This window comes from Variovorax sp. NFACC27 (genome assembly GCF_048301545.1).
Taxonomy (GTDB): domain Bacteria; phylum Pseudomonadota; class Gammaproteobacteria; order Burkholderiales; family Burkholderiaceae_C; genus Variovorax; species Variovorax gossypii.
The window spans coordinates 4,914,670-4,927,043 of sequence record NZ_CP157613.1 but is presented as its reverse complement, the minus strand read 5'-3'; the positions used below and the strand labels follow the sequence as shown (position 1 = coordinate 4,927,043).

Annotated in this window: 13 protein-coding genes; 9 read left to right on the top strand and 4 right to left on the bottom strand. The window is 67.9% G+C overall.

Annotation, left to right across the window (positions count from 1 at the left end):
• The first annotated feature begins 2 nt into the window (after positions 1-2).
• The 8 genes from ABL840_RS23085 to ABL840_RS23050 all read left to right on the top strand — a co-directional run bounded on the left by ABL840_RS23085 (position 3) and on the right by ABL840_RS23050 (position 7,741).
• Positions 3-776, top strand: coding sequence for an SDR family oxidoreductase (locus tag ABL840_RS23085; protein ID WP_093306302.1), 774 nt, complete (start codon positions 3-5; stop codon positions 774-776).
• A gap of 44 nt (positions 777-820) precedes the next feature.
• A complete protein-coding gene (locus ABL840_RS23080; protein WP_093306304.1) occupies positions 821-1,090 on the top strand; it encodes a hypothetical protein in 270 nt (89 codons plus the stop codon).
• A 67-nt stretch (positions 1,091-1,157) separates the two neighbouring features.
• Positions 1,158-1,988 carry a prolipoprotein diacylglyceryl transferase gene (lgt, locus tag ABL840_RS23075; protein WP_093202516.1) on the top strand — a complete coding sequence of 277 codons (831 nt, stop codon included), beginning with the start codon at positions 1,158-1,160 and terminating at the stop codon, positions 1,986-1,988.
• Between the two features lie 134 nt (positions 1,989-2,122).
• On the top strand, positions 2,123-2,791 hold the full coding sequence (locus tag ABL840_RS23070) for a GntR family transcriptional regulator (RefSeq protein WP_093202514.1): 669 nt from the start codon (positions 2,123-2,125) through the stop codon (positions 2,789-2,791).
• 28 nt (positions 2,792-2,819) lie between these two features.
• Positions 2,820-4,286: a malonyl-CoA decarboxylase gene (locus ABL840_RS23065; RefSeq protein ID WP_093306306.1), complete on the top strand. Its 1,467-nt coding sequence runs from the start codon at positions 2,820-2,822 to the stop codon at positions 4,284-4,286.
• A gap of 132 nt (positions 4,287-4,418) precedes the next feature.
• Entirely contained in the window at positions 4,419-5,405 is a 987-nt protein-coding gene (locus ABL840_RS23060; protein WP_093306308.1) for a Bug family tripartite tricarboxylate transporter substrate binding protein, read from the top strand.
• The gene (locus ABL840_RS23055) at positions 5,402-6,184 is read left to right on the top strand and encodes an enoyl-CoA hydratase/isomerase family protein (RefSeq protein WP_093202506.1); all 783 of its coding nucleotides are present in this window, start codon (positions 5,402-5,404) and stop codon (positions 6,182-6,184) included. Before ABL840_RS23060 ends, ABL840_RS23055 begins: the two co-directional genes overlap by 4 nt.
• Before the next feature lie 18 nt (positions 6,185-6,202).
• Complete coding sequence (locus tag ABL840_RS23050; protein ID WP_093202504.1) at positions 6,203-7,741, top strand: malonate--CoA ligase; 1,539 nt, start codon at positions 6,203-6,205, stop codon at positions 7,739-7,741.
• A gap of 6 nt (positions 7,742-7,747) precedes the next feature.
• Here ABL840_RS23050 and ABL840_RS23045 read toward each other — a convergent pair whose 3' ends face one another.
• Both ABL840_RS23045 and ABL840_RS23040 read right to left on the bottom strand, forming a co-directional pair.
• On the bottom strand, positions 7,748-8,815 hold the full coding sequence (locus tag ABL840_RS23045; protein ID WP_093306310.1) for a phenylacetaldoxime dehydratase family protein: 1,068 nt from the start codon (positions 8,813-8,815) through the stop codon (positions 7,748-7,750).
• 17 nt (positions 8,816-8,832) lie between these two features.
• The gene (locus tag ABL840_RS23040) at positions 8,833-9,855 is read right to left on the bottom strand and encodes a carbon-nitrogen hydrolase family protein (RefSeq protein ID WP_093306311.1); all 1,023 of its coding nucleotides are present in this window, start codon (positions 9,853-9,855) and stop codon (positions 8,833-8,835) included.
• A gap of 189 nt (positions 9,856-10,044) precedes the next feature.
• On the opposite strand from ABL840_RS23040, the gene ABL840_RS23035 reads away from it, so the two are divergent.
• Complete coding sequence (locus ABL840_RS23035) at positions 10,045-11,010, top strand: helix-turn-helix domain-containing protein (RefSeq protein WP_093202494.1); 966 nt, start codon at positions 10,045-10,047, stop codon at positions 11,008-11,010.
• Between the two features lie 17 nt (positions 11,011-11,027).
• Here ABL840_RS23035 and ABL840_RS23030 read toward each other — a convergent pair whose 3' ends face one another.
• Complete coding sequence (locus tag ABL840_RS23030) at positions 11,028-11,453, bottom strand: universal stress protein (protein WP_093306313.1); 426 nt, start codon at positions 11,451-11,453, stop codon at positions 11,028-11,030.
• A gap of 91 nt (positions 11,454-11,544) precedes the next feature.
• Positions 11,545-12,372, bottom strand: coding sequence for a sulfite exporter TauE/SafE family protein (locus ABL840_RS23025; protein WP_093202489.1), 828 nt, complete (start codon positions 12,370-12,372; stop codon positions 11,545-11,547).
• Positions 12,373-12,374: the final 2 nt, after the last annotated feature.

Below are 12,374 nucleotides of genomic sequence, written 5' to 3'. Positions count from 1 at the left end.
CCATGTCCGCACGTACTCTCAAGAACAAGGTCGTCGTCATCGCCGGCGGCGGCAAGAACCTCGGCGCCCTCATCGGCCACCAGATGGTCGACGGCGGCGCCCGCGGCATCGCCATCCACTACAACAGCGACGCCTCACGCACCGACGCCGAGAAGACCGCCGCCGAACTCAAGGCCAAGGGCGCCGACACGTTGCTGGTGCAGGGCGACCTCTCGGTGGTCGAGAACTGCGTCGGCCTGTTCGACAAGGCGGTGAAGCATTTCGGCCAGGTCGACATCGCGATCAACACGGCCGGCGTGGTCATCAAGAAGCCGATCCTCGACGTCACCGAGGCCGACTACGACAAGAGCTTCGACGCCAACGCCAAGGCTGCCTTCTTCTTCATCCAGCAGGCGGGCCGCACGCTGGCAGACGGCGGCAGCATCGTCACGCTGGTGAGCTCGCTGCTGGCGGCCTACACGCCGTTCTACGCGATCTACCCGGGCTCGAAAGCGGCGGTGGAGCACTACACGCGCGCCGCATCGAAGGAATTCGGCGAGCGCGGCATCTCTGTCAACGCCATCGGCCCCGGCCCCATGGACACGCCGTTCTTCTACGGCCAGGAGAGCAAGGAAGCCGTCGAGTACCACAGCAGCGCCGCCGCGCTCAGCAAGTTCTCGAAGAAGGGCCTGACCGACATCGAGGACATCTCGCCCATCGTGCGCTTCCTCGTCACCGAGGGCTGGTGGATCACCGGCCAGACGATCTTCGCCAACGGCGGCTACACGACGCGCTGACCCGCGTGCAGATCCGGCAAGATGCCGCTTGGAGGACGAACGACATGCACACGATCATGGTGATGGGCGGCGGCTTCGTGCTGCTGGCGGTGTTCCTGCTGGCAGGGCGCCTCTTGGGCGACGACTCTTCGGCGGCGCTGGCCGTGGCGGCCAAGTGGTTCATTCCGGCGTGGTTCGTCGGCGCGGGCATCAACATGGCCGTGGGCGTGATCAAGGCGGGGTATTCGGTGGCCGAGGAGCTGCCGATCTTCCTGCTGATCTTCGCAGTGCCGGCCGTGGTGGCGGGGCTCGTCTGGTGGAAGTTCGGGCGCTGATTCACGCCTGAGCGGGCCCGAAAAGCCCCGCCTCGGGCCCGACATTCGGCCGGGGCACAATCCGCGGATGCTCATGTATCCGCATATCGATCCCATCGCCCTGCAAATCGGGCCGGTGGCCATCCACTGGTACGGCCTGACCTACCTGGCCGCGTTTGCGCTGTTCTATTTCCTCGGCACGCGCCGCCTGCGGCACGAGCCTTTCCGCAGCCTGGTGGACGCGGGCGTGTGGCAGCGCCGGGACATCGAGGACATTCTTTTCCTCGGCGTGATGGGCGTCATCGTCGGCGGACGGCTGGGCTACTGCCTGTTCTACAAGCCCGAGTTCTATCTCACGCATCCGCTCGAAATCCTCTACGTGTGGCAGGGCGGCATGAGCTTCCATGGCGGACTGCTCGGCGTGATCGGCGCGATGGTGTGGTTCTCGCACTCGCGCAAGCGTCCTTTCTGGCAGGTGATGGACTTCGTCGCGCCCTGCGTGCCGACGGGCCTCGCGGCCGGCCGCGTGGGCAACTTCATCAACGGCGAGCTGTGGGGGCGCTTCAGCAGCCCCGACCTGCCCTGGGGCATGGTGTTTCCGCAGAGCAACTCGATGCTGCCGCGCCATCCCTCGCAGGTCTACCAGTTCCTGCTCGAGGGGCTGCTTCTCTTCGTCGTGATGTGGCTCTATGCGCGCAAGGAGCGCAGGCAGGGGCAGGTGGCCGCGGTGTTCCTGATCGGCTACGGCGTGCTGCGTTTCGTGGCGGAGTACTTCCGCGAACCCGACGACTTCCTGGGCCTGCGCGCGCTCGACCTGAGCCAGGGGCAGTGGCTCAGCATCCCGATGGTCGTTGCCGGCATCGCGCTGTGGTTCTGGTTCGGCCGCACCGGCGGCAAGACGGCCACCGCCCGCGCCTGAGCCTTCGGAGGGCCCGTTGAGCCCTGAGTTTTCAGGGTAACTACCAGCCGCGCATCCGTTGCGCGGCACTTGCATCGAACCGGATGCAGGCTCAGAATTACGCGTAATTACAGGAAATTATGCGGTCCTGATTCATGCGCCTGGTCCCCAACTCCCTGCACGACGAAGTCGCCGCCACGCTGCGCGAGCAGATCTTCGACGGCTCGCTGGCTCCCGGCAGCTTCGTCGATGAAATCGCCCTGTGCGAGCGGCTTTCCATCTCGCGCACGCCGTTGCGCGAAGCGCTCAAGGTGCTCACCGCCGAAGGCCTGCTGCGGCACGAGCCGCGCCGGGGCTGCTTCGTCAACGAGGTGACCGAGCGCGACCTCGACGAGATCTTCCCCGTCATCGCTCTGCTCGAAGGCCGCTGTGCCTACGAGGCCGCCCGCAACGCCAGCGACGCCGAACTGCAGGAGCTCGACGCGCTGCACGAGCGGCTGGTGCGCCACGCCAAGGCCAAGCGCATCAACGACTACTACGCCACCAATCACATCATCCACGAGGCGATCATCAAGCTGGCCGACAACAAGTGGCTGGCACAGGTGATCGGCGACCTGCGCAAGATCCTCAAGCTCGCCCGCCTGCAGCAGCTGCATGCGCCGGGGCGGCTCGAGCAGAGCCTGTCGGAGCACCTGGCCGTGTTCGCGGCGCTGAAGGCGCGCGACAGCGAAGGCGCCGACGCCGCCATGCGCACGCACCTGACCCGGCAGCGCGAGGCGCTGCGCGAGGTCGCGCGCCAGCAGAAATCCAGGGTGATGTCGTGACAACCCCCTCAAGCATTGGAGTGCCCCGATGAGTGCGACCGAATGGTTCCAGGCGCGGCTGCGTTCTGGCGAGAAGTCGAAGGTGCCGGTGGCACCGGAAGGCGCAGCGAAGAGCGCGTCGAAGAATGCGCCCAAGCCCAGTGCGCGCACGACTGCCGAGCGCCTGCAGGCCACGCTGCGCAAGGCCGACGAAGCCCTCTCGCCGCGCGCGCTGCGCCGGGTGCTGGCCGACCTGCAGGCCGTGATCGACCCGCGCGTGAGCGAGGTCGAGGGCGGCCGCCGCGCGCATGCCATCGCCGATGCCTACCGCGCAGCCACGGCCGACGAGCGCCGCGACTACTGGTCGCTGATGAGCGAGCATTTCGCGGCCGATGCGCAAAAGCTCAAGGCCGCCCGCGACCAGCACCAGGCAGCCGTCGGCACGCCCGACGAAGGACAGGCCGAGCTGCGCCTGCGCCGCGCGCTGGTGTCGCCGCGCATGCGCCTGCTGCAGCGCTTCGCGGTCGAGCCCGAGGGCATGCGCTTTCTGGTGGACCTGCGCGCCGACCTGCTGCCATGCCTGAAGGCCGACAAGCGCCTGCTCGCGCTCGACGCCGAGCTGGAGCAGCTCTTCTCCACCTGGTTCGACGTCGCCTTCCTCGAGCTGCGCCGCATCGACTGGGATTCGCCGGCCTCGCTGATCGAGAAGCTCATCCGCTACGAGGCGGTGCACGACATCAAGAGCTGGTCCGACGTGAAGAACCGGCTCGACGACAGCGACCGCCGCTGCTACGGCTTCTTCCATCCGCGCCTGCCCAACGAGCCGCTGATCTTCGTCGAGGTGGCGCTGGTCGACCGCATCAGCGCCGGCATCACGCCGCTGCTCGACGAGGCCGCCGTACCGGTGCCCGCCGCCCGGGCGACCACCGCCATCTTCTATTCGATCAGCAACACGCAGAACGGCCTGCGCGGCGTGAGCTTCGGCGACTCGCTCATCAAGCGCGTGGTCGAGACGCTGCAGGACGAGCTGCCGCGCCTGAAGACTTTCGCCACGCTCTCGCCGATTCCGGGTTTCCGCACCTGGCTCGCGAAGAACGCCGCCGACCTGCTGCCGCGCCTCGACGAGAAGCGCGAGGCCGAGATCGGCCGTCTCGTCGGCTCGCTGCCGCCGACCGCCGAGCGCCTGCTCGCCGCGGTGGACGCCGCCGCCACCTTCGATGCGAAGTCGCCGCTGCGGCAATGGCTGATGCAGGCGGCCGCCGAGTACCTCGGCCGCGCGCTGGTCGACGGCACGCCGGCCGATCCGGTGGCGCGTTTCCACCTGGGCAACGGCGCGCGCGTCGAGCGCCTGAACTGGGCAGGCGATCCGTCGCCCAAGGGGCACAAGCAGTCCTACGGACTCATGGTCAACTACCTCTATGACCTCAAGCGCCTGGACAAGCATCGCACCTGGCTTGCCGAGGGCAAGGTGGCAGTATCGGGAGACGTCGAGAGCCTGTATTTCAAGAAAGGCTGAAGACCGTCGAAGAGGAGGTCGAGGAAGTCGAGAGAGTCTGGAAAGTCGAAACAGAGCAAAGAGCCGGTGCACCGATGGCCGGCAGCCGCACGGGGCGGCAAGATCCACAACGACACACAGGAGATGAGACAAATGAACCCAAGCTTTCAGCGCCGCGACGTACTGCGCGTGGCCGCCGCCGGGGCGGCCGTTCTGTGCGGCGCCGCGCGGGCCCAGCAGGGCTGGCCGACGAAGCCCGTGACCATGATCGTGCCATTCCCGGCCGGTGGCGGCACGGACGCCTTCGCGCGGCCGCTCTCGGGGCAGTTCTCGCGCGTCGCGGGCCAGACGCTGGTCATCGACAACCGCGGCGGGGCAGGGGGCACGCTGGGCGCCAGCATCGCCGCCAAGGCGCCGGCCGACGGCTACACGCTCTTCATGGGCGCGGTGCACCACGCGATCGCGCCATCCATCTATCCGAAGCTCGACTACGACATCGAGAAGGACTTCGCGCCCCTGATGCTGCTGGCCAACGTGCCGCAGGTGGTGGTCATCAACCCGAAGCGGGTGCAGGCCAACACGATCCAGGAATTCATCGCGCTGGTGAAGCGCAACCCCGGCAAGTTCAACTACGGCTCGGCCGGCTCGGGCACCTCGCACCATCTGGCGGGCGAGCTCTTCAAGATCCAGACCGGCACCTTCATCACCCACATTCCGTACCGTGGCGCGGGCCCGGCGCTGTCCGACCTGATCTCGGGCAACGTCGACCTGATGTTCGACGGCCTGGGCTCCTCGGCGCAGCACATCAAGAGCGGCCGCATCAAGGCGCTGATGGTGGCCGGCGCCAAGCGCAACCCCGCCTTCCCCGACGTACCCTGCGCCGCCGAAGTGGGCCTGCCCGAGTACACCGTGACCACCTGGTACGGCCTGTGGGCGCCCAAGGGCACGCCGGCCGATACGCAGACGCGCGCCATCGACGACATGAAGAAGGCGCTGGCCACCGATGACCTGAAGGGCATCTGGGCCCAGAACGGTTCCGAGATCCCGAACCTCACCACCACCGCCTACGGCAGCTTCGTGAATGCCGAGATCAAGCGCTGGGCCGCAGTGGTGAAGGCGTCGGGCGCCAAGCTCGAATGACGACTGAAAGCTCCATCTCCCTGCGCCGCGACGGCGCCGTCGCGGTCGTCACGCTGTCGAACGCGGGGCGCCTCAATGCCATGACGCGCGCCATGTGGCGCGAGCTGCGCGCGGTGTTCGACGGCCTGCGCAGCGAAGGCGACAGCGCCTTGCGCTGCGTGGTCGTGCGCGGAGAGGGCGGCGCCTTCTGCGCGGGCGGCGACATTTCCGAGTACCCGTCGTTCCGCTTCAGCGAGCCCAGCCTGCGCGAGTTCCACGAGAACGAGGTCTGGGCCGCGCTGCAGGCCATGCTCGACTGCCCGCTGCCGCTGGTCGCGCAGATCGAAGGCGCCTGCATGGGCGCGGGCATCGAGATCGCCAGCTGCTGCGACATCCGCCTGGCAGGCGCGTCCGCGAAGTTCGGCGCGCCCATCGCCAAGCTCGGCTTTCCGATGGCGCCGCGCGAAGCCGCGCTGGTGCACGGCGCCATCGGCGACGTGCTCGCGCGCGACATGCTGCTGGCCGCCGGCGTGCACGGTGCGCAGCGCCTGTACGACGCAGGCTTCCTGCTGCAGGTGCTGCCCGACAACGAGGTGGCACTCGCAGCGCAGTCGCACGCCCAGCGCATCGCCGTGCTCTCGCCGCAGGCCGCGCGCCTGCACAAGGCGACCTTCGCGGCGCTGCGTGCCGGCGCGCCCTCGGCTCATGTGCTGCTGGCCACTGCTTACGATTACGCCGATTCCGCGGAGCACCGCGAGGGCATCGCCGCGTTCCTTGCGAAGCGCCGCCCGAATTTCTGAAGAGAAGAACCTGTCCGAATGACGAAGACCGCCAACGCCAACCTGTTCGCCGCCCTGCGCGCGGCATTTCCCGCCGACCTCGACGCGATTGCCGTCGAAACCGACAACGGCCTGTTCTATTCCTGGCGCGACATCGAGCGCGCCAGCGCCATGATCGCCAACCTGCTCGACGCACTGAAGCTGGAGAAGGGCGCGCGCATTGCGGTGCAGGTCGAGAAGTCGGTCGAGGCGATGCTGCTGTACCTTGCCACGCTGCGCGCGGGCTATGTGTTCCTGCCGCTGAACACCGCCTACCAGAGCGCCGAGATCGAATACTTCATCGGCAACGCCGAGCCGGCCGTGGTGGTGTGCACCAGCCGCAACGCGTCGTGGGTTGCGCCCATTGCGAGCGCGGCGGGCACCAGGCACGTCTTCACGCTGGACGACGACCGCACCGGCACGCTGCTCGAGGTGGCGGCCCAGTGCAGCGACCGGCACGTGCCGGCAAAGCGCAAGGCCGGCGACATGGCCGCCATCCTCTACACCAGCGGCACCACCGGCCGCAGCAAGGGCGCGATGCTCACGCACGGCAACCTGCTGTCGAACGCCGAGGTGCTCAAGGACTACTGGGGCTGGACCGAAGGCGACGTGCTGATCCACGCGCTGCCCATCTTCCACGTGCACGGCCTGTTCGTTGCGCTGCACGGCGCGCTGCTCAACGGCAGCAAGATCCTGTGGTTCGCGAAGTTCGACCCGAAGCGCGTCGTGCAGAAGCTGCCCGAGGCCACCGTGTTCATGGGCGTGCCCACGCTGTACGTGCGCCTCCTGGCCGAGCCGGGCCTCACGCGCGAGGCGGTGCGCAACATGCGCCTGTTCGTCGCGGGCTCGGCGCCGCTGCTCATCGAGACCTTCGACGAATGGCGCGAGCGCACCGGCCACACGATTCTGGAGCGCTACGGCATGAGCGAGACGGTCATGCTCACCTCCAACCCCTACAAGCCCGAGCAGGGCGAGCGCCGCGGCGGCACCGTGGGCTTCGCGCTGCCGGGCGTGCAGCTGCGCGTGCGCGACGACAGCGGCCGCGACTGCACCACCGACGAGATCGGCAACATCGAGGTCAGCGGCCCCAACGTGTTCGCGGGCTACTGGCGCATGCCCGAGAAGACGAAGGAAGAGTTCACCGCCGACGGCTTCTTCAAGACCGGCGACGTCGGCAAGATCGACGGCCGCGGCTACATCACCATCGTCGGGCGCAGCAAGGACCTGATCATCAGCGGCGGCTACAACGTGTACCCCGCCGAGATCGAGGGCTACATCAACGAGATGGCCGGCGTGGCCGAGAGCGCGGTGGTCGGCGTGCCGCACCCCGACTTCGGCGAGGTGGGCGTGGCCATCGTCATCCCCAAGGCGGGCGCAGCGCTCGATGGCGACGCCATCGTGGCGGAACTCAAGTCGAAGCTCGCCAACTTCAAGATCCCCAAGCGCTGCTTCGTGGTGCCCGAGCTGCCGCGCAACGCCATGGGCAAGGTGCAGAAAGCGCTGCTGCGCACCGAGCACAAGGGCCTTTTCGCGGCCTGAGCCGGTTCAAGCCGAGGAGGGCGCGAGTCCGTTCATCAGCCCGCTGCCCGCGTGGCAGTTGACGTATTCGTAGCTCTGCTCGTCGGCCTTGAGCACCGACACCTCGTGGTACACGCGCAGCTGCAGCTGGAAGTTCAGCGCCTGCACGTAGCGCATGAAGCTGCCGAAGATTGCGACGTGCGTCGGGTGCGACTCGGCCCAGCGCTCCATGTCGGCCAGCGAACGCCAGTAGCTCAGGCCGAAGGATTTCTGCAGCGGCGAGCCTTGCGCGTCGAGGTGGTGCATGTAGCGGTTGCTGTAGCAGCCGATGGGCAGGCCCTGGTCGCGCAGGAAATCCATGCCTTCGCGCAGCACGGGCTCCATGTCTTCCAGGTAGAGCTTGCGTTCCTGGCCAGTGGTGTCGGTCCATTCCTGGCCGGAGCGGATCATCGCGATGTTCTCGTGCCCAGCGATGCGCACGCGCTGACCGGGAGCCGGCATGCCTGCGATCACTGCGCGCGCGCCCGAGGGCGCCATCGCGTCGGTCTGCGACAGCGGAATGCGGTCGCGCATCGAACCCCAGTAGCCGTGCTCCGGCAGTTCGCCGCTGACGCTGCCCATCACCACGCCGACTCCCTCGAAGCGGTCGGGCGTGTTGAACATGGTCTCGAAGTGCTCGACGCGCGGTGAGGCGATCTCCCGGAAGTAGCCCAAGCCTTCCGTGAGCCGCTCGTCGGAGCGCCACCATGCGTCGACCGCGGGTGTCGCGCACCAGCGGGCGTACGCGGCAGGATCGCTCCAGTAGGCGATGGCGATCATGTTGTCGAAGCCTTGCGCGTCGACGTAGTGCGTCAGGTCGTGATGGCCGGGGCCGTCGGGCAGGGCGAAGTCGCGCGCGATCTTCATCAGCGCGGCGCAAGCGCGGCCCTGCATCCCGGGGCCGTGCGACTGCACGCCGAAGAAGCCCATCACGACCTGCTTCACCGAAACCGGGGCGCGGGCCGACCACACGGGGTAGGGCGGCACGTAGTCGTCTTCCACGCGGCGGTGCCGCGTGCGGGGGCACTTCAGGTGCTCGGCAATGGCGGATTCCATGGCGTGCCTCCGGAGGTTCAGGCCGCGACCGGCTCGGTCGCGCTGCTCTCGGGTTCCGGCGAAGGCAAGGGCGATGGCGACTGCTGCACCACGACGGGCTCGCGGCGCGTCTTGTTGAGCAGCAGCTGCGTGACGTCGGGCCGCGAGTAGTGGCCGCTGGGGTCGGCAGCTGCCTTGGCGAGCGAGATCATGCCGAGGTCGATGTCGGCGACGACCAGGCCTTCCTCGTCTTCCGCAAGCGGCGTTCCCAGCGGCGAACCGTCGGGCGCGTAGATGCGCGCGTAGCCGCCGCCGGTGCGCAGCATCTGCTGCTTGCCGGCATCGGTGCACATCAGCTCGCTCATGGCCTTCGACACGGTGGCGCAGGGCGCGATCACGAAGCACTGGCCCTCGGCCGCATACACCTGGCTCGCCGCGTTGTTGACCTCGGGGCCCAGCGCGTAGGCTGCGCCCCGGTAGAGCGAGAAGCTCGGCCAGGCTCCGCAGTGGATCTGCTCGTTCTGCGAATACATCGCGTACTTGCTCAGCGGCTGCAGGTGCTCCCAGCACGAGAGCGAGCCGATGTTGCCCAGCGGCGTCTCGACCACGGCAAGGTCGGAGCCGTCGCCTTCGCCGAACACCGTGCGCTCCACGTGCGTGGGCTTGAGCTTGCGCCGCGTCTGCACCGTGCGGCCCTGGTCGTCGATGAGCGCCTGCGCGATGTAGAGGCTGCCGGCAGCCTTTTCGCTGTAGCCGAGCGACACCCAGATCCCGAGCCTGCGCGCCGCCTGCGCGACGCGCTCGAACTCGGCCGAGCCGACGACCAGCGAGTTGTCGTGGTAGCGCTGGACGAACTGCATGCCCCAGGCCGGCGAATCGAGCCAGATCCACCACGGGTAGCCGGGCACCCAGGTCTCGGGAAAGGCGATGAGCTTCACGCCCTGTTTCGCGGCCTGCGCCATCAGGTCGATGGTCTTGTCGATGGTGCCGTCGAGGTCGAGGAACACGGGGGCGGCCTGCACTGCGGCGACGCGCAGCTTGGGATGGACGGTGGTCGGCATGAAGGTTCTCCAGATGCAATGAAAGTAACGAGGCGAAGCGTCCGCCGCGTGCCTGCACCGGGTTTGCGCTGTGGCATGCGGGTTGCTTGAAGCATAGATTCGCGCCGCCGGAACGCCTTGACCCGGATTGGCAGCGTTCTTGTTCCAGCGTTGCATCCGTTCGTTGCCCAGGCCTTCCGAGGAACCCCGATGACCCAGCTGCTCAGCACCGACGCCGTCCCGCGCGACCAGCGGCTCGCCTACTGGACCGACATGATCTGCAACGTCTACGTGCAGCTGGGCTGCGACCCCGTGCGGGAGGGCGACACACGCGACTTCGAGGGCAGCATCCGCCAGCACACGCTGCCGGGGCTCGACGTGTCGGTCGTCACCTCGAGCCCGCAGAAGGTGATGCGCACGCCGGGCCACATCTCGCATTCCGGCGACGACTACTTCCTCGTGAGCATCCAGGCGCGCGGCCGTGGCGTGGTGCGGCAGGACGGCCGAGACGCGGTGCTGTCGGCCGGCGACTTCGCCCTGTACGACAGCACCCGGCCTTACCAGCTGCTCTTCGACGAGTCATTCGAGCAGATCGTGCTCAAGCTGCCCGGCGAGCGCCTGCGCAGCGAACTGCGCGACACCGAGGCGCTGACGGCCACCACGGTGTCGGGGCGCGAGGGCGCGGGGCACCTGCTGCTGGGCATGATCCATACGCTGCGCGAGGACATCGACACGCTGCAGCCTGCCTCCGCGCTCGCGGTGGCCAACGGCGTGCAGAACATCCTGGTGGCGGGCCTGCAGACACTGCCTGCCGCGCGCGCTCCGGCGCTGAGCAATCTCACCGCCTATCACCTCGCGCGCGTGAAGCGGCGCATCGACGAGCAGTTGTCGGATCCGTCGCTGTCTGTCAGTACGCTGGCGACGGAGCTGGGCGTGTCGGTCAGCCACATCCACCGCGTGTTCAGGAGCGAGCCGCTCACGCCGTCGCAGTACATCTGGGAGCGCAGGCTGGAGGCATGCAGCCGCGACCTGCTGGAGCCGCGCCTCGCGGGCCGTCCGGTGGCGGACATCGCCTATGGCCGGGGATTCAACGACGCGGCGCATTTCAGCCGCGCGTTCAGGGAACGCTTCGGCTGCTCGCCGCGCGAATGGCGGCAGCAGCGCACGCAGCAGTAGCGAGCGAAGAAGAAAAACTACTGGACCAGCAGCACCGTGGTGTTCGTCTCGGCGATTACCTTGGTGGCGACGGAGCCCATCAGCGCGCGGCCCAGGATGCCGTGACCATGCGTGCCGAGCACGATCAGACCGGCTTGCGCGGCGGCGGCCGACTTGAGGATTTCCTCGGCGATATGGCCGTGGCGCGCGTCGACCGTGTAGTTGGCGATGCCCTGCGCCGCGAGCTGTGCCTTCACGGGCTCGATCACCTTGGCGCTTTCCTCGGCGTAGTAGTCGGAGACGAGCTCCTTGCTGAGGTGGCGCGTGACATGGCCCGAGATGCCGGTGCACACGTGCACGATCACGAGATCGTGACCATCCACGAACATGGCGCGGTTGGCGACGAGATAGGCCAGAGCCTTCTGTGTGTAGGCGCTGCCGTCGACTGCGATGAGGATTTTCATGGCCCCGTTATACGGCGCGTGCCGCGGGGGCGGCAACGAGTCGCACCTCCTGTCGAAGGGCTTTGCGCCCTTTCTTCTTCAGCTGCAAGGATCAGCCGTGCAGGCCCTTCCAGAGCATGTAGGCCGCCAGCAGGTAGAGGATGCTCGCGAACACGCGCTTGAGCTTCTTCACCGGCAGGCTGTGCGCCGCCTTCGCGCCCAGAGGTGCGGTTAGCACGCTGCACAGTGCGATCACCGCCAGCGCGGGCAGCCAGATGTAGCCGAAGGAGCCTGCGGGCAGCCCCTGCACCGACTGGCCGCTGACCGCATAGCCCAGCACGTTCGCCACCGCGATGGGAAAGCCCAGCGCCGCGCTGGTGGCCACCGCGTTGTGGATGGAGATGTTGCACCACGTCATGAACGGCACGCTGATGAAGCCGCCACCCGCGCCCACGAGGCCCGAGATGAAGCCGATGGCGCCGCCCGCCGCGAACTGGCCGCCCGTGCCCGGCATCTGCCGCGTGGGGGCAGGCTTCTTGTCGAGGAACATCTGCGTGGCCGAGAAGCCCACGAACAGCGCGAAGAAGATCGCCAGCGCCGTGCCCTTGAGCAGCGAGAACACGCCCAGGCTGCCCACCAAGCTGCCGATGACGATGCCCGGCGCGAGCCGCTTCACGATGTCCCAGCGCACCGCGCCGCGCTTGTGGTGCGCGCGCACGCTCGACACCGAGGTGAAGATGATGGTCGCCATCGAGGTCGCGATGGCCATCTTCACCGAGAGATCGGCCGGCGCGCCGCGGTGGCCCATGATGATCGTGATGAAGGGCACCATCAGCATGCCGCCGCCGATGCCCAGCAGGCCTGCGAGGAAACCGGTGCCGAGCCCGAGGGCGGCGAGTTCGGCGATGAGGATGGGGTCGAGCAGGCTGGAGACGTTCACGG

What these genes read in the sequence shown, in the direction of transcription:
- ABL840_RS23045 (WP_093306310.1), bottom strand. Translation starts at nt 8,815, where the DNA reads ATGGAATCCGCCATTGCCGAGCACCTGAAGTGCCCCCGCACGCGGCAC.
- ABL840_RS23030 (WP_093306313.1), bottom strand. Translation starts at nt 11,453, where the DNA reads ATGAAAATCCTCATCGCAGTCGACGGCAGCGCCTACACACAGAAGGCT.
- ABL840_RS23060 (WP_093306308.1), top strand. Translation starts at nt 4,419, where the DNA reads ATGAACCCAAGCTTTCAGCGCCGCGACGTACTGCGCGTGGCCGCCGCC.
- ABL840_RS23040 (WP_093306311.1), bottom strand. Translation starts at nt 9,855, where the DNA reads ATGCCGACCACCGTCCATCCCAAGCTGCGCGTCGCCGCAGTGCAGGCC.
- ABL840_RS23055 (WP_093202506.1), top strand. Translation starts at nt 5,402, where the DNA reads ATGACGACTGAAAGCTCCATCTCCCTGCGCCGCGACGGCGCCGTCGCG.
- ABL840_RS23050 (WP_093202504.1), top strand. Translation starts at nt 6,203, where the DNA reads ATGACGAAGACCGCCAACGCCAACCTGTTCGCCGCCCTGCGCGCGGCA.
- ABL840_RS23035 (WP_093202494.1), top strand. Translation starts at nt 10,045, where the DNA reads ATGACCCAGCTGCTCAGCACCGACGCCGTCCCGCGCGACCAGCGGCTC.
- ABL840_RS23085 (WP_093306302.1), top strand. Translation starts at nt 3, where the DNA reads ATGTCCGCACGTACTCTCAAGAACAAGGTCGTCGTCATCGCCGGCGGC.
- ABL840_RS23080 (WP_093306304.1), top strand. Translation starts at nt 821, where the DNA reads ATGCACACGATCATGGTGATGGGCGGCGGCTTCGTGCTGCTGGCGGTG.
- lgt (WP_093202516.1), top strand. Translation starts at nt 1,158, where the DNA reads ATGCTCATGTATCCGCATATCGATCCCATCGCCCTGCAAATCGGGCCG.
- ABL840_RS23065 (WP_093306306.1), top strand. Translation starts at nt 2,820, where the DNA reads ATGAGTGCGACCGAATGGTTCCAGGCGCGGCTGCGTTCTGGCGAGAAG.
- ABL840_RS23070 (WP_093202514.1), top strand. Translation starts at nt 2,123, where the DNA reads ATGCGCCTGGTCCCCAACTCCCTGCACGACGAAGTCGCCGCCACGCTG.